Here is a 15293-nt window from a genome sequence, read left to right on the forward strand (position 1 = left end):
TCCCGGGCGTTCGTCATGTTCAACCATCCATGACGCTGCCAAGCGCTATTCCCGTAGCTCCTTCAGGCGCGCGCGCCGGCTCTTGAACTTGAGAAGCGACAGGATCGCCAGCGCAAACACGGCGCTTAGCACGGCCGTCCCCTCGCGTCCCATGCCCGCCGCGACCCCGATCGCAGCTGTCAGCCACACCCCGGCCGCCGTGGTCAGCCCGGTCACCTGTTTTTCGTTCTCCGACTTCAATATGGCGCCCGCGCCCAGAAAGCCGACGCCGGCGGTCACGCCTTGCAGCACACGCGACGCATCCATCAAAGGCATGCCCGCCTGCAAGGGAATCAGCACGAACAAGGCAGAGCCGAGCGAGACCAGCATGTGCGTGCGCAGGCCGGCCGAGGCGCCCACCGATTCGCGCTCGTAGCCGAGCATCGCGCCCAGCACGATCGCCACCGTCAGGCGCACAACCACCCGGGTAATGTCCGAGGCATCGCCCAAATCGGAAAATTCTTCCTGCACGGTCATCCAGCATTCTTGAAACCACGGCTCCATGCGCAACTCCTGTTTTATTGGTATTTGACAGACCAGATTGTAGATGGATTCTTGCCCAGCCCCACGAACGTTGCAATGTGTCGCACATTGTTAAGTTTAATAATCTTAGAAGACACAATTGTTTTTCACAAGTCGTTGATTCTCTAGCGCTTTTCACGCTATACTCTTTCTTTTCCAAGTTTGGATTTATTTTAGGAGTGCGCTATGGCACGTGTTTGCGTAGTAACTGGCAAGGGCCCGATGGTTGGTAACAACGTCTCCCACGCTAACAACAAAACGAAGCGTCGTTTTTTGCCTAACCTGCAAAATCGCCGTATTTTCGTCGAATCGGAAAATCGCTGGGTCTCCCTGCGCTTGTCCAACGCCGGTCTGCGCGTCATTGACAAAGTCGGCATCGATGCCGTCTTGGTCGACATGCGTGCCCGTGGCGTTAAAGTTTAATTAGGGAGCTATCATGGCAAAAACTGGCCGCGACAAAATCAAGCTGGAATCGACTGCAGGTACGGGTCACTTCTACACCACCGACAAGAACAAGCGCACGATGCCTGCAAAAATGGAGATCATGAAGTTCGATCCCAAGGCACGCAAGCACGTCATGTACAAAGAAACAAAGATCAAGTAATCCGGATCCCCATTTCAGTACCAAAAGAGCCGCCCACGCAAGTGCGCGGCTCTTTTGTTATGGGCCGTGTTGTGTGCCCTGTTATGTGCCTTGCTGTGTGATCTATCTGTGTCGGCGCAAGTGCTCGATCAAGCCGTCGGAAGCGTCTTCAATGTAGCCCAGGACCAGGTCAAAGCCATCGTCCTCGCCCTGGTAGGGATCGGGCACGATGTCCGAATCGGCATGCCTGGCGTACTGCATGAACAAGCCCAGCTTGTGGCGATGCTCGGGCGGACAGGCGCGCGTGAGCGCGGCCAGGTTCTCGTTATCCATGGCGTAAATATGGTCGAACTCGACAAAGTCGCTCGCCACGACCTGGCGCGCGCGCAAGCCCGACAGGTCGTAGCCGCGCCGTGCGGCGCAGGCTGCCGAGCGCGGGTCAGGCTCGCATCCGATGCGGTAGTTGTGGGTGCCGGCCGAATCGATCTGCAGCCGGTCGGCCAGCCCCGCTGCGAGGGCGCGGGCGCGGAAAACGCCCTCGGCCGTGGGGGAGCGACAGTAGTTCGCCATGCACACGAAAAGGATGGAAGTAATTTTCATGTTGCAATCATCCCACAGGCTTTCCGGAATCACTCCACGCCGTTGACGTTCTTGTACATCACATCGGTGCGCAGCACGTACTTGACCTCGCGCAGCAATTCGGCCCCCTGGTGCGTCGCACGGTGCGGAAACACCAGCGCCATTCCCGTGCGCGGCTGGATCACTTCCACCTTGAATTCGGTCGCGCCGCCATCAAAGCCGTCATTGAGGTAGATCATAAACGTCAACATGCTCTCTTCATCCGGCCCTTTGGCGAAAGAGCCGTCCCTGTGCCACTTGAAATACTGTTGCGGCGTGTAGCGGTAGAAACGCAGCCGCTCATTGAAGCCGGAAAGCTGCCAGCCCGAAACCTCAGCCGGCAGCATGTGCCGGGCACGTTCGAACAGTGTCGCGGCGAGCGTTGCATCGTCGAAAATGACCCGGTCATTGTTGCGAATTTCTGCGGCGCGGCGCGACCCGGTGGAAAAGTTCACTTCAGACTCAACATAACCAATGTCGTCACCCAGCGCAATATAGCGCGCGCATTCCTCGGGGCTGAAAAAGTGTTCAATTGTGAAGACGCCCGGCGTCAGCTTGTTCACGGGCAGGGTCGCATTCATAGTGGTACTTTCAGAAAATAACAGGCCGAGGGCGATAAGTTCATCATAGCCGACTTAATTATCTACTGCAACTAACTTATTTTCCGTTTGCCACCAACCGCCTTGACGCCGTACAATCTGCCCTTGCATCGAGAGGAAAAGTATGTCGCCCACTGAAATGACGGAACAAGAATTTCTTCAAACATACGATATTCACGCATTCGACGTACCGCTCACCAGCGTTGACCTGGTCATTTTCACGCTGCGCGAGCAAGCGCTGCAAGTGCTGCTGGTCAAGCGCGGCGAGCACCCTTGCAAGGGCAAATGGGCGCTGCCCGGCGGCTTTATCGACATCCGGCGCGATGCCGACCTGGACGCGACGGCCTTGCGCAAACTGCGCGAAAAGACCGGCGTCGACGCGCCCTATTTGGAGCAATTGCAAGGCTTTGGCAGCGCCACGCGCGACCCGCGCGGCTGGTCGGCCACGTTTGCCTACTTTGCGCTGATCGATGCGAATGGCGTGAGCCTGGCCCACGGCGGCGGCAGCAACGCGGCCTCGTGGCATCCGGTCGACGGCCTGGCCGAACGGCTCGACCTCGCGTTCGACCACGCGCAGATTTTCAACACGGCACTGCTACGCCTGCGCAACAAGGTGGAATACACGTCGCTGCCGGTGCACTTGCTGGCGCCTGAATTCACGCTGTCCGATCTGCAGCACGTGTACGAGACAGTATTGGGCCGCAAGGTCGACAAGAGCGCTTTTCGAAAGCGCATCATGGATGGCGACTTCCTGCAAGAGATTCCCGGCAAGCAGCGCCACGCCAGCAACCGTCCCGCGCAGCTCTACACCATCCGGCAAGGCCAGCCCACCGTGTATTTTGCCCGCGCGATGGGTGCGTTGCGCTGAAACACCACTGAAACCGCTGAAAAAAAAAGCGGCTCCCGAAGGAGCCGTGTTAGCGAAGTAAGGTGCGCCGCTGGCGCGTTATGCGTAGCTGCGCAAGCGCATCGAGAACTCTTCCAGCGACTTGATGCCCGATGCCTCGGCGCGGTTGCACCAGTCCTGCAACTGCTGCAGCAACTGGTCGCGCGTAAAGTGCGAGCGCTCCCAGATAGCGCCGAGCTCGACACGCATTTCATGCATGGTCTGCAGCGCTTTGCTATGCTGAAATAGCTCAACTAATTGTTGCTTGTGCGACGCTTCCAGCTTGGCCGGTTCGCGCTGCAACAGCTTGCGCGACGACTTTAAAAAGCGTGCCTCCAGCTCGGCCTTGGTTTTCAGGTGCGCCGCTTCTTCGCGCCAGGCCGCCTTGAGCGACTTGGCATACTTGGCCATCACATCGTAGCGATTGGCGATCACGGACTGCAAGGTATCGAAGTCCGCCACCACCTTGCCCTGGTCGAAAGCCGGCTTGGGCGCGAGCTTCTTGACCTTGGCCAGGCCCATCACTTCAAGCACGCGGATGTAAAAATAGCCAATGTCGAATTCGTACCATTTGGACGACAGCTTGGCCGACGTGGCAAAGGTATGGTGATTGTTATGCAACTCTTCGCCGCCGATCAAAATACCGAAAGGAATGATGTTGGTCGCTGCATCAGCGCAATCGTAATTGCGGTAGCCCCAATAGTGACCAATGCCGTTGATGATGCCCGCCGCAGTGATCGGAATCCACGCCATCTGGATGGCCCAGATGGTGATGCCGATGACGCCAAACAACGCAAAATTGACGATAAACAGCAGCACGATACCCTGCCAGCTAAAACGCGTGTAGACGTTGCGTTCGATCCAGTCGTCCGGCGTGCCCGAGCCATACTTCTTGATGGTTTCCAGGTTCTTGGACTCGATGCGATACAGCTCGGCGCCTTCAAACAGCACCTTGCGGATGCCGCGCGTAACCGGGCTGTGCGGATCTTCTTCGGTGTCGCACTTGGCGTGATGCTTGCGGTGAATGGCGGCCCATTCCTTGGTCACCTGGCCGGTGGTGAACCACAGCCAGAACCTGAAAAAATGGCTCGGCAGCGCGTGCAGGTCAAGCGCGCGGTGCGCCTGATGGCGATGCAAATAAATGGTCACGCTGGCGATGGTGATGTGGGTCACCACCAGGGTGTAGATCACGACTTGCCATCCCGACAATCCAACAATACCGTGCACCAGGAAATCGAAAACCATACTTAACAAATCCATTACTGCTCCAAAATAGTGGCGCTCGCGCCAGCCTGCACAAGAACTGAGGAATACGCCTATTTTACGTCGAACAAGTGCCGCACGGCACGCTGGTAACGAATGATTTCAATTTATGAACGGGTCATCCCAGTCAATACAGCCAGCATTTGCGCGTCCAGTTCACGCATGTCGCGTGACGGATATGCAAGCTTGATTTTTCCATCACGCACCAGCGCGTATATGCCTTTGTTCACTTCGGACACCACGCCGCCACGACCGTTTTGCGGATCGGCGATCCAGAATCCAAGCTCGAGTTCATAACCGTCGGCACCGAACTTCTTGAGCGCGACACCCGGCCCGGGATCGGCCAGCACGCGCGGCAAATTGCGCGGCACCGCTTCGAGCAAGGCGATCACGGCGTCGAGATCATTATCGTACGACACTGTCAATTGTGTCGCCACCTGCACGTTAGGATTGGACAACGATTGGTTTTGCACGGGACCGGAAATGAGCATTTCGTTGGGCAGCACCGTGTCCACGCCATCGAGGCCTTGCAAGATGGTGTAGCGGGTATTGATCTGGGTAACTCTGCCGGAATACTTGTCGACCGTGATCATGTCGCCAATGGCCAGGCTGCGCTCGATCAGAATCACGAAACCGGACACATAATTGCTGGCGATCTTTTGCATGCCCAGCCCCAAGCCCACGCCCAGCGCGCCGCCGAACACCGACAGCACGGTCAGGTCGATGCCCACCAGCGACAGGCTGACCAGCACCGCCACCACGATCAGGAGCGCGCGGCTCATGCGCGCAATCACGACCCGCAGCGAACTGTGCAGTCCTGCCAAGCCCATCAGACGCTCTTCCATCAGGGCGCCGGCCCACATGGCCAGCATCAGCAAGATGACGACCGACACCGCGGCCTGCAAGATGGTCGATAGCGCGACGTGATTTTTGCCTAGCGGCAGCGTGGTTGTGTCCAGGAACAGGAACACATCGCCCCACAGCCCGGTCAGGTAGAGGGCAACCCCGAGCCAGACCAGCAGCGAAAAGATTTTTTCGAACGTCACGAGGGTCGCGCCCACCGTTCCGCGGCGCGCGACGGCGCCGCGCAGCAAGTAGAACGCCAGGCGGATCAAGGCCAGCGAACCGAACACCGGCAGCGCCACCTTCAACAGATTGACGTTGCCCAGGTACGCTTTGGCGACAAGTTTAGAAATGGCAATCAGGGCCGCAATCAATGCGGGCGTGAGTACATCGCGGAAATTGGTCGCGCCCACGCGCAGCGCGCCGTTGCCGTTGACGCGCAACAGGCGCTCGAGCAACCAGCCGAGCGCCACACACACAACAATGATGCCCGCCTGCCAGACGATCTCTGGCTTGTGGATGTCGCCAAACAGGTCGGTCAGCAGGTTATGTAGTGGCATAGGCTCGCTGCGCTTTATTGCGCAGCGTCGGCGTCAGGGTTGGCGTCGGCGTCGGCGTCGTCAAGCGGCTGTTCGCGCGGCGCTTTCTTTTCGATCGGTTTGCGCTGCATGACGGCGGCAAAGAAACCGTCGGTATGATGCTTGTGCGGCAGCAGCTTGAGATAGTCGCCCATTTCCAGGTCGATCTTTTGCTCGGCCAATACCTGGCTCATCGGAACCAAGTCGAACTCCGGGTGCGCGGCGAGGAATTGTTCGACGATGAAATCATTTTCTTCGTTGAGCAAGCTGCACGTCGCGTAGACCAGGCGCCCGCCGCCCTTGAGCAGGCGCGCCGCGCCGTCCAGGATCGACGCTTGCTTGACTTGCATCTCAGCCACTGCCTCCACCTTCTGGCGCCACTTGACGTCAGGATTGCGGCGCAAGGTGCCCAGGCCACTGCACGGTGCATCGACCAACACCCGGTCGATCTTGCCGGCCAGGCGCTTGATCTTGGCATCGCGCTCGTGCGCAATCTGCACCGGATGCACATTCGACAGGCCGCTGCGCGCCAGGCGCGGCTTGAGCTTGGCGAGACGCTTTTCGGAAATGTCAAAGGCGTACAGGCGGCCCGTGTTGCGCATCAGCGCGCCCAGCGCCAGCGTCTTGCCGCCGGCACCGGCGCAAAAGTCGACCACCATCTCGCCGCGCTTGGCGCCGACGATCTGCGACAGTACCTGGCTGCCCTCGTCCTGCACTTCGATTGCGCCGCTTTTGAACAGCGGCAGGTTTTGCAGCGACGGCTTTTTCAGCACGCGCAGGCCGAGCGGCGCATACGGCATCGGCAGCGCCGCGATCGGCGCTTCGAGCAAGCCGGCCTGCACTTCGTCGCGCGTGGCCTTGATCGAATTGACGCGCAGGTCGAGCGGCGCGGGCTGGTTCAAGGCGTCGGCCAGGGCCAGCGTTTCCGCTTCACCATATTGGGCGACGAATTTGTCGAACAGCCACTTGGGCAGGTTGGTGCGCATCTGCGCCGGCATCAGGGTCCGGTCGATTTCCTTGATGCGTTCCAGGAAGGCGGTCTCTTCTTCGGTCAGGCCGCCCAGCGCGTCGGCGCCCACCGCTTCGGCCAGGCCGAGGATGGTGAGGCGGCGCATGGTCGGGCTCTGGCCCGCTTCGGCAAAGTCGGTGAAAAAGGATTTGTTGCGCAAGATGGCATAAATGCCTTCGGCAACGGCGCCGCGCTCACGCGAGCCCAGGCGCGGGTGGTCCTTGAAGTAACGCGACAAGGTCGAATCGGCGGGCGCCGAAAAACGCAAAATCTCGCGCAATACTTCTTCTGTATTGCCGAGTATTGCTGGTGGCAATCTCATGGTATTCCTTGGTTATTTTGTTGACTCGTGACGTGGCTCGGCGATCCGAACCTTGCCCTGATCAATACTGAGCCGGTCCTCGATGAACAGGCGGATCGCGCGTGGATAGAGCTGGTGTTCCTGCACCAGCACGCGCGCGGCCAGTGTGTCTTCGGTGTCGCCCGGCATCACGTCGACGCTGGCCTGGGCCACCACCGGCCCGTGATCAAGTTCGGCGGTCACGAAATGGACGGTGGCGCCGTGAATTTTTTCGCCGGCGTCGATTGCCTGCTGGTGCGTGTGCAGCCCGGGAAACAGCGGCAGCAGGGACGGATGGATGTTCAACAGCCGCCCGTCATAATGGTCGACAAAGGCAGGCGTGAGGATGCGCATGAAGCCGGCCAGCACCACCAGATCGGGCGCAAAACCGTCGATCACTTGTTGCAAGGCAGCGTCGAACTGTTCGCGGCTGGCGTAATCCTTGTTGGGAACGACGACCGTGGGAATGTGGTGCGACTGCGCAAATTGCAGCCCCTTGGCATCGGCCCGGTTACTGATGACAGCCGCAATACGCGCCGGCCATTGCTCGGCCCGCGCTGCATGCACGACCGCTTCCATGTTGCTACCGCGACCGGAAATGAGGATCACAATGTTTTTCATAAGGCGGCATTGTACCCTGAGCGGGAAGCCGGACCAAGCAGGCAGGAAAAATATGTTGCAGTGCAGCAGCCCGCTGCGGCCTTATTCGAAGGAGTAAAACACGCGGAACGGGACCTTTTTCTCGGCCCAGAAGTCGGCCGCGTCGCGAAATACGTCGAGCAAGGTTTCGCGCGCTTCCTTGTCGAATTTCTGAGTATTGGGCAGTTGCTCGATGACGACGATGAAGCCGGGCTGCGGACCGGCCTTGCTGATCGTGTCGGTCAATACCTCGCGCAGTGCGTCAAAATTTTTGCTGCTGGGTTTGGGGAAATGAAAGCTTTCGCCGATCCGTCCACACACCTGCTGCTTGGTCAGCGTGTTGGCGCAATGGGCATACAAAAAATGCTGGCCAAGGCGCCCCGCTTCCTCCTGCAATTCCACAACTCGGAAAGCACGGATGGACTGTACAAGATTGGGCGGCACTGTTATCAACAAATCCATTATTCCCTCAAGTCGTCCTGGTGTATCGGGTGCGCTATCTATCCTCGAATGCCTGTTGGTGGTTGCCACGCGCCAATATACCCCCTAATCGTATAAGGGTAACGTTTTGTGTAACTTGAATCAACCCGAATGTGATTTCAAACGCAATATTTGTTAATAATCAGAAGGTTTTACCTAAATTTACGGGTCATGGCGAAGTCATGCGTTGATTGTGCGGTGCTGCGTGGCTCTCGCCATTTGCTGTTACATCTTGTTGCCACGAGACTTACGTAAAAGGCGCGGACCGGATTACCATACAAGCATGGCGCAAGCCAGCCTGTCAAATTGCACGTAATAACGACCTAGAGGTAATCATGAAACTGTCTATCACGCTTTTGCTGTCTGCCCTGGGCGCCGCCGCCGTGCCGGGCGCCAGCGCCGCCCAGTTTGAAGAATTTGGCCGCGTCCTGCGCGTCCAGCCGCGCACCGAGCAAATCCGCCAGCCGCGCGAAGAATGCCGCACCGAATACGTACAGGGGCAATCCCAGTATGCGCAGCCGCAGTATCAGCAGCAGCCCCGCAGCGCCGGCGGCGCCATCCTGGGTGCGATTGCGGGCGGAATCATCGGCAACCAGGTGGGCGGCGGCAGCGGGCGCGCGGCAGCAACGGCGGTCGGCGTCATGGCCGGGGCCGTGGCGGGCGACCGGATCAGCAACCAGGGCCGTCCGGTGGACCAGGGCCAGTACGCGCAGTCGCAGTATCCGCAAGAGCAGGCGGTGCGCCAGTGCCGCATGGTCGACGCGTACGAATCGCGCACCATGGGCTATGACGTCACGTACGATTACCGCGGCCGCAGCTACACCAGCTTCATGCAGCGCGATCCGGGCGAGCGGGTGCGCCTGCGCGTGACGGTGGAGCCGGACCAGTACTGATCGCTATGTAAATCGCGCCCCAGCACGACCGCCACATCGTCCGCCCCCGGGGACGATGTGGTTTTTTTCGCTTGCACTACGGTAAGGCACCAACAGATAATGGGCGATCGAACCAGGCCCCTTATGCTCATCAAACGAAAATCCATCGAACAAGTCGAATCCTCGCGCCGCCCCGCGCGCAAACCCAAATTTGCCCCCGTCACGCTATCTGAACAGGATGGCGTGCGCTACCTGCATTTCGGCACGGAATGGGTCCAGGGCGCGATGCGCATCCGCAAGCCCGACTGGCCGGAACTCGAATACGCGCAACAAATGATGGCCTGGATGCTGTTTCTCGAACAGCCGCGCGCCATTGCCCAGCTTGGTCTGGGGACCGCCACCCTCACCAAATTTTGCTACCGCCAGTTTCCCGAAGCCAGCGTCACCGCGGTTGAACTCAATGCCGCGGTCGTGACGGTGTGCGCCTCGATGTTCAAGCTGCCGCCCAACGACGCGCGCCTGAACGTGATTGAAATGGACGCGCTCGACTTCGTCAACGACCCGGCCAATGCCGACGCGTTCGACGTCCTTCAGTGCGACCTGTACGACGCAACCGCGCGCGGCCCGGTGCTCGACACGCCCGAGTTCTACCGCGCCTGCTGCGCCTGCCTGGCGCCGGGCGGTATCATGACGGTCAACCTGTTTGGCGACCACCCGAGCTTTGCTCGCAACATCAAGGCCATGAAATTCGCCTTCGCGCACGTCATTTGCCTGCCTGAAGTGCATGATGGTAATGTAGTGGCGATCTGCTTCCAGGCCCGCCCTGCCCTCGACTTTGACGTGCTGACCGCGCGCGCGCTCCAGATCGTGGCCGCCACCAAGCTGCCGGCCAAATCGTGGGTCAAGGGTATCAAGACTGCAGTGCAATAAGCAACGCAACCGGAGCGAACTTGAACGCAGAACACCATAAAGAAACGGCGCCCAAGACCCGGCCCAAGGCGCTCGACCTGCAAGCCATTTTCACCTGGCTGCTGGCCGACGGCATTGTTGAAAAAGCCACCGTCAAGGCCCAGTTCGCGCACGCGCAGGGGATCCACAAAAATGCCGTGGCGATGCATCCGCTGTCGGCTGTGGCGCTGTGCAAGATCGTCTCGGCATTGCCGCCGAATCGCTTGATGACGCTTGACGCGCTGACCGAGTGGGCGGCCGGCAAGGTTCACCTGCCCTTCATCCGCATCGACCCGCTCAAGATCGACTTCACCAAGGTTGCCGACGTGATGTCGGCCAGCTACGCGGCGCGCTTTAACATCTTGCCGGTGGAATTGAGCGCGACCAGATTGGTGGTGGCCACGGCCGAGCCGTTCAATATCGACTGGGCCCGTGAAATCGCCAAGATTTCGCGCCGCGACATCGAATTGGTGCTGGCCAACCCGCTCGACATTGCCCAGTATATTTCGCAATTTTTCAGCCTGGCCAAGACCATCAAGGATGCCAACAAGTCCAAGGGCCAGGACCTGGCGCTGCGCAACAACTTCGAGCAACTGGTTGAACTGGGCAAATCGAACAAGCTCGACGCCAACGACCAGCACGTGGTCAACATCGTCGACTGGCTGTGGCAATACGCGTTCGAGCAGCGCGCTTCCGACATTCACCTGGAACCCAAGCGCGAAATCGCGTCGATCCGCTTTCGCATCGATGGCGTGCTGCACCAGGTGTACCAGGTGCCGGCGGTGGTGATGATCGCCATGACGGCGCGCATCAAACTGCTCGGGCGCATGGACGTGATTGAAAAGCGCCGCCCGCAGGACGGGCGCATCAAGACGCGCACCTCCGGCGGCCAGGAAGTCGAGCTGCGCCTGTCGACCATGCCGACCGCGTTTGGCGAAAAGATGGTGATGCGTATTTTCGATCCCGACGTGGTCGTCAAAACGCTGCCTGAACTGGGCTTTCCGCCCGAGGACGCCGTGCGCTGGGACAGCCTGACGGTGCGTCCGCACGGCATCATCCTGGTGACCGGGCCGACCGGTTCGGGCAAGACCACCACGCTGTACACCACGCTCAAGGCCTTGGCCACGTCGGAAGTGAATGTGTGCACGGTGGAAGACCCGATTGAAATGGTGGAGCCGAGCTTTAACCAGATGCAGGTCACCCCTTCGATTGACCTGACCTTTGCCGACGGCGTCAAGGCGCTGATGCGGCAAGATCCGGACATCATTATGGTGGGCGAGATCCGCGACCTGGCCACCGCCGAAATGGCGATCCAGGCCGCGCTGACGGGCCACCTGGTGCTTTCGACGCTGCACACCAACGACGCCCCGGCGGCAGTGATGCGCCTGCTCGAACTGGGCGTGCCCTATTACCTGCTGGAAGCGACGCTGGTCGGCATCATGGCGCAGCGCCTGGTGCGCACGCTGTGCAAGCACTGCAAGTCGGACGATGGCGAGATTGCGGACGATGTGTGGGACAGCATCGGCGGCAATTGGAACATGCCCAAGCCGGCCAAGGTGTACCGGGCGGTCGGCTGCCCGGAATGCCGCCAGACGGGCTACCGGGGCCGCACGGGCCTGTACGAGCTGCTGACCATCTCGGAAGACTTTACCAGGATGATCGGCAAGGAAACCAACCTGGCGTCGCTGCGCGCGCAGGCGGTCAAGGATGGCATGAAGCCGCTGCGCATTGCGGGTGCGTTCAAGATCATGGAGGGCTTGACCACGGCTGAGGAAGTGCTCAAGGTCACGTCCAAGCTGACCAATTAAACGACAGGTAAAAAAACTGCCTAGCGGAAATCGGATTCAGCGGCTATAATATTGCCTCTTCGGGTCGTTAGCTCAGCTGGTAGAGCAGCGGACTTTTAATCCGTTGGTCGCAGGTTCGAATCCCGCACGGCCTACCACGAATACCCAAAAAGCCCACAAGGTAACTTGTGGGCTTTTTGCATTTGCGCGCCATTTCGGCTTGTGAACTGGCAGCGTTGGGTGTTTTGGTACCGTCCCGCCGAGCCGGACCGTCGCGTTTTGAACCATGCGGAACACAAGCCGGATTGCTTGATGCAACTCAATACCGAAATTCGCAACCCATCCAAATTTATGGTTTCCCAACGGCATTTTCTGCCGGGCGACAAGGCGCGATTATTACCGTCGCCAATACACGTTTCGCGGAGCCTCTGTTTTTCCTGTTTCGATAACATTCTTAGCATAAGTTCACTAAGCAATTTTCTTCGCGCACTTGCAGTGCGCCCGCCACGATAACAAGGCGCCCTTTCGCTGGAGGACCGTGCATGAACTTGAGCAATCTCCCCCTTGACCTTAGCGGCCTCACAGAAGCGAATCGCCCCATTCGTTTGCGCCTGTCCAATGAGAAAGGCGTCGTCGACGATCTGTTGCTGGTCAAACAAGTGAGCGGAGTAGAAACAATCTGCGGCGGGATCGAATACGCCTTGCTGTGCGTGTCCACCAAGGCGGGCATGCAGCTTAAGCAATTCATCGCCAATCCCGTCGAATTGCAGTTTGTGACGGATTCAGGTGGCTTGCGCTCCGTGTGCGGCATCGTTGGCGCCGTGGTGGAAGGGCACGCCGATGGCGCTCTGGCCACGTACCAGTTGATCGTGCGCGATGCATTCTCGCTCTTCGAGAAAACCTGCAACACGCGCGTCTTTCGCAACGCAAGCGAAGTCGATATCACCAACGTCATATTGCGGGAATGGCGCGAAGCCAATCCGGTAGCGGCGCGCGCGTTCAACTTCGATCTCGGGTACCTGAAAAGCTATCCGTCGCGTGAATTCACGATGCAGTACAACGAATCGAATGCGGGGTTTCTGCGCCGTCTATGGAAACGGCGCGGTATCGCTTGGTTCGTCCAACCTGGTTCGGCTACCGACCGGGGAAACGACCAGACGCCCGTGCACACTCTGGTTTTGTTCGACGATGCCATGTCGCTCAAGGAAAACGCCGCGGGTGCTGTGCGCTACCATCGCGACGCCGGCACTGAGCTGCGCGACACCATCACCAATTGGCAAGCGGTTCGAACCCTGACAGCGGGGAACGTCACGCGCCGCAGTTGGGACTACGCGCAAGCATGGTCGATGGGCAGCGCCGACATCAGCGGCAACGACCAGGGGATCCTCGGCAATCAGTTCGCGGCCAGTCTGGATGACTATTTGATTGACGTCCCACACGCCGGTGATGATCCCACGGATTACCGCAGCCTTGGCGCGCTACGCATGCAGCGGCAAGAGTACGAGTCAAAATTCTTCCAAGGCGAAGGCAGTGACCGCAACATGTGCTGCGGCCAGTGGAATGCTGTCACGGGCCATCCGGAGATAGACTCACACCCTGCCGAGGAACGCGAATTTATCATCACGGAACTGCGTATCGAGGCCGAAAACAATCTCCCCAAGACGCTCGACGAGCGGGTGCGCCGCCTGTTCGCGCTGAATCACTGGGGCGGCAGCAGCGGCGACCTTGAACAAGCAAGCTTCGAGCGCGGTGTGCGCTATACCAATCACTTCACCTGCGTGCGGCGCGGCATACCCATCGTACCCGCCTATGACCCACGGTTTGACCTGCCCCGCACTGAAGCGCAAACAGTCACCGTGGTCGGCCCCGTCAATGAAGAAGTCCATTGCGACGAATTCGGCCGCGTCAAAGTGCGCTTCCCGGGGTGCCGCGTACCCGACCACGCGCATGCGCAGGGCGCGGGTACATCCGACAGTGATAAGGACTCCGCCTGGCTGCGGCTTGCCGGCAGCTGGGCCAGTGCGCAGTATGGCGCGATATCCTTGCCGCGCGCAGGCGACGAGGTGGTGGTTATCTTCCTGGGGGGCGACCCGGACAAACCGTTGATCGTCGGCCGCGTGCACGGCGCCAAGACGCCGCCGCCCTCCTTCAGTCGCACCAGCAAGCTGCCCGGCGACAGATACCTGTCCGGCATCCGGAGCAAGGAAGTCAAGGCGCAGCGCTACAACCAGCTGCGGATGGATGATACGCCGGGGCAGATCAGCGCGCAGCTGGAAAGCGAACACGGACACAGCCAGCTCAATCTCGGTTACCTCACTCACCCGCGCTGCGACGGCAAAGCCGACGCGCGGGGCGAGGGCTTCGAACTGACGACCAACGACAGTGGCACTATCCGCACTGCCAAGTCGCTTCTCATCTCGGCGTGGAAGCGGCTTGATGCCTGCGGCAAGCAGTTAAGCAGTGAGGAGCATCTTGGGCTGATGCAGAACTGCCTGGACTTGTTCAAGTCGCTTGGTCAGTATGCTGCCGAGAATCAAGCACTGGCCCTCGACGCCGCGCCGCAGGCGGAGATCAGAAAGGACGTCGAGGCGGCCGCGGCTGGCAGCAACACGGAACCGAATGGCGATGGGGGCAAGCCGAGCATCAGCGTCACCGCACCCGCCGGCCTGGCCTTCACGACGCCCAAGACCATCGTCAGTTATGCCGGCGCCAACATCGATACGGTGGCTCAGCAGCACCTTCAGTTGACCGCTGGCCAGCGTTTCAATCTAAACGCGGGCAAGGGCATTTCAATGTTTGCGCATCACGATGGGATCAAGGTCATTGCGCACAACGGCGACCTGCTGATGCAAAGCCAGCACGGCGACATCCATATCAACGCCGACAAGAACATCAATTTAACGGCCACCAATGGCGCGATCAAACTGATGGCCAAGGAAATTCACGTCATCGCCGAAGATGGTTCCTTCATCAAGATCGGCGGCGGGATCACGCTTGGCACGAAGGGAGACATCGCCCACAAGGCAGCGAATTTCCCGTTTGGTGGCCCAGCAACAATGGCGACTGAATTTCCCACTTTTAGCGGTGGCGCTCCCGACCAGAAATTTACGCTCCAGTACCACCCGTTCGGGGAAAGCGCGGTCATCGCGCCCAACGTCCACTACGAGATCGACATGTCCGATGGGAGCCTCCTCAAGGGCGTCAGCGACGCGCAGGGCAAGACGGACCTTCTGCAGCGCGACGCCATGCATATTGCCGCCATTCGCATCTTGAAGCAAAACTCGTAA

At 59.5% G+C, this 15293-nt stretch carries 15 protein-coding genes and 1 tRNA gene; 8 read left to right on the plus strand and 8 right to left on the minus strand.

All coding sequences use genetic code 11. The annotated features are described in order from the left end of the window. Positions 1-45: 45 nt before the first annotated feature. Entirely contained in the window at positions 46-543 is a 498-nt protein-coding gene (locus ACP7BV_RS08080; protein WP_426103293.1) for an MgtC/SapB family protein, read from the minus strand. Positions 544-747: 204 nt separating this feature from the next. Here ACP7BV_RS08080 and rpmB point away from each other — a divergent pair, with 204 nt between their 5' ends. Together rpmB and rpmG are read left to right on the plus strand one after the other, a co-directional pair. Continuing rightward, complete coding sequence (rpmB, locus tag ACP7BV_RS08085; RefSeq protein WP_426103294.1) at positions 748-984, plus strand: 50S ribosomal protein L28; 237 nt, start codon at positions 748-750, stop codon at positions 982-984. A gap of 10 nt (positions 985-994) precedes the next feature. Then, positions 995-1165, plus strand: a complete 171-nt coding sequence (gene rpmG, locus ACP7BV_RS08090; protein ID WP_197422130.1) for a 50S ribosomal protein L33 — start codon at positions 995-997, stop codon at positions 1163-1165. A gap of 102 nt (positions 1166-1267) precedes the next feature. Here the strand turns inward: rpmG and ACP7BV_RS08095 are convergent, their stop codons facing one another. Next, positions 1268-1744: a low molecular weight protein-tyrosine-phosphatase gene (locus ACP7BV_RS08095; protein ID WP_426103295.1), complete on the minus strand. Its 477-nt coding sequence runs from the start codon at positions 1742-1744 to the stop codon at positions 1268-1270. Positions 1745-1773: 29 nt separating this feature from the next. After that, positions 1774-2343 carry a 2OG-Fe(II) oxygenase gene (locus ACP7BV_RS08100; protein WP_426103296.1) on the minus strand — a complete coding sequence of 190 codons (570 nt, stop codon included), beginning with the start codon at positions 2341-2343 and terminating at the stop codon, positions 1774-1776. 142 nt (positions 2344-2485) lie between these two features. On the opposite strand from ACP7BV_RS08100, the gene ACP7BV_RS08105 reads away from it, so the two are divergent. Beyond that, entirely contained in the window at positions 2486-3229 is a 744-nt protein-coding gene (locus tag ACP7BV_RS08105; protein ID WP_426103297.1) for an NUDIX hydrolase, read from the plus strand. A gap of 78 nt (positions 3230-3307) precedes the next feature. Here ACP7BV_RS08105 and ACP7BV_RS08110 read toward each other — a convergent pair whose 3' ends face one another. From ACP7BV_RS08110 to ACP7BV_RS08130, 5 genes are all read right to left on the minus strand, one after another. Beyond that, on the minus strand, positions 3308-4507 hold the full coding sequence (locus tag ACP7BV_RS08110) for a DesA family fatty acid desaturase (RefSeq protein WP_426103298.1): 1200 nt from the start codon (positions 4505-4507) through the stop codon (positions 3308-3310). Between the two features lie 110 nt (positions 4508-4617). Next, positions 4618-5913: a mechanosensitive ion channel family protein gene (locus ACP7BV_RS08115; RefSeq protein WP_426103299.1), complete on the minus strand. Its 1296-nt coding sequence runs from the start codon at positions 5911-5913 to the stop codon at positions 4618-4620. A gap of 14 nt (positions 5914-5927) precedes the next feature. After that, a complete protein-coding gene (locus ACP7BV_RS08120; RefSeq protein WP_426103300.1) occupies positions 5928-7262 on the minus strand; it encodes an RsmB/NOP family class I SAM-dependent RNA methyltransferase in 1335 nt (444 codons plus the stop codon). A gap of 12 nt (positions 7263-7274) precedes the next feature. Next, positions 7275-7901 carry a phosphoribosylglycinamide formyltransferase gene (gene purN / locus ACP7BV_RS08125; RefSeq protein WP_426103301.1) on the minus strand — a complete coding sequence of 209 codons (627 nt, stop codon included), beginning with the start codon at positions 7899-7901 and terminating at the stop codon, positions 7275-7277. An 81-nt stretch (positions 7902-7982) separates the two neighbouring features. Continuing rightward, a complete protein-coding gene (locus tag ACP7BV_RS08130; protein WP_426103302.1) occupies positions 7983-8381 on the minus strand; it encodes a barstar family protein in 399 nt (132 codons plus the stop codon). A gap of 353 nt (positions 8382-8734) precedes the next feature. Here ACP7BV_RS08130 and ACP7BV_RS08135 point away from each other — a divergent pair, with 353 nt between their 5' ends. From ACP7BV_RS08135 to ACP7BV_RS08155, 5 genes are all read left to right on the plus strand, one after another. Next, positions 8735-9292 carry a glycine zipper 2TM domain-containing protein gene (locus ACP7BV_RS08135; RefSeq protein WP_426103303.1) on the plus strand — a complete coding sequence of 186 codons (558 nt, stop codon included), beginning with the start codon at positions 8735-8737 and terminating at the stop codon, positions 9290-9292. A gap of 123 nt (positions 9293-9415) precedes the next feature. After that, complete coding sequence (locus ACP7BV_RS08140; protein WP_426103304.1) at positions 9416-10201, plus strand: spermidine synthase; 786 nt, start codon at positions 9416-9418, stop codon at positions 10199-10201. A 20-nt stretch (positions 10202-10221) separates the two neighbouring features. Beyond that, positions 10222-12027 (plus strand): GspE/PulE family protein, encoded by a 1806-nt coding sequence (locus ACP7BV_RS08145; RefSeq protein WP_426103305.1) that lies wholly within the window; start codon positions 10222-10224, stop codon positions 12025-12027. Positions 12028-12088: 61 nt separating this feature from the next. Continuing rightward, positions 12089-12164, plus strand: a tRNA-Lys gene (locus ACP7BV_RS08150). 384 nt (positions 12165-12548) lie between these two features. Next, entirely contained in the window at positions 12549-15293 is a 2745-nt protein-coding gene (locus ACP7BV_RS08155; RefSeq protein ID WP_426103306.1) for a type VI secretion system Vgr family protein, read from the plus strand.

It is taken from the genome of Massilia sp. TSP1-1-2 (genome assembly GCF_049896185.1).
Taxonomy (GTDB): Bacteria; Pseudomonadota; Gammaproteobacteria; order Burkholderiales; family Burkholderiaceae_D; genus Telluria_A.

Coding starts and splice junctions, on each gene's coding strand:
- ACP7BV_RS08080 (WP_426103293.1), bottom strand. CDS start 543: ATGGAGCCGTGGTTTCAAGAATGCTGGATGACCGTGCAGGAAGAATTT.
- rpmB (WP_426103294.1), top strand. CDS start 748: ATGGCACGTGTTTGCGTAGTAACTGGCAAGGGCCCGATGGTTGGTAAC.
- ACP7BV_RS08095 (WP_426103295.1), bottom strand. CDS start 1,744: ATGAAAATTACTTCCATCCTTTTCGTGTGCATGGCGAACTACTGTCGC.
- ACP7BV_RS08100 (WP_426103296.1), bottom strand. CDS start 2,343: ATGAATGCGACCCTGCCCGTGAACAAGCTGACGCCGGGCGTCTTCACA.
- ACP7BV_RS08105 (WP_426103297.1), top strand. CDS start 2,486: ATGTCGCCCACTGAAATGACGGAACAAGAATTTCTTCAAACATACGAT.
- ACP7BV_RS08110 (WP_426103298.1), bottom strand. CDS start 4,507: ATGGATTTGTTAAGTATGGTTTTCGATTTCCTGGTGCACGGTATTGTT.
- ACP7BV_RS08115 (WP_426103299.1), bottom strand. CDS start 5,913: ATGCCACTACATAACCTGCTGACCGACCTGTTTGGCGACATCCACAAG.
- ACP7BV_RS08120 (WP_426103300.1), bottom strand. CDS start 7,262: ATGAGATTGCCACCAGCAATACTCGGCAATACAGAAGAAGTATTGCGC.
- purN (WP_426103301.1), bottom strand. CDS start 7,901: ATGAAAAACATTGTGATCCTCATTTCCGGTCGCGGTAGCAACATGGAA.
- ACP7BV_RS08130 (WP_426103302.1), bottom strand. CDS start 8,381: ATGGATTTGTTGATAACAGTGCCGCCCAATCTTGTACAGTCCATCCGT.
- ACP7BV_RS08135 (WP_426103303.1), top strand. CDS start 8,735: ATGAAACTGTCTATCACGCTTTTGCTGTCTGCCCTGGGCGCCGCCGCC.
- ACP7BV_RS08140 (WP_426103304.1), top strand. CDS start 9,416: ATGCTCATCAAACGAAAATCCATCGAACAAGTCGAATCCTCGCGCCGC.
- ACP7BV_RS08155 (WP_426103306.1), top strand. CDS start 12,549: ATGAACTTGAGCAATCTCCCCCTTGACCTTAGCGGCCTCACAGAAGCG.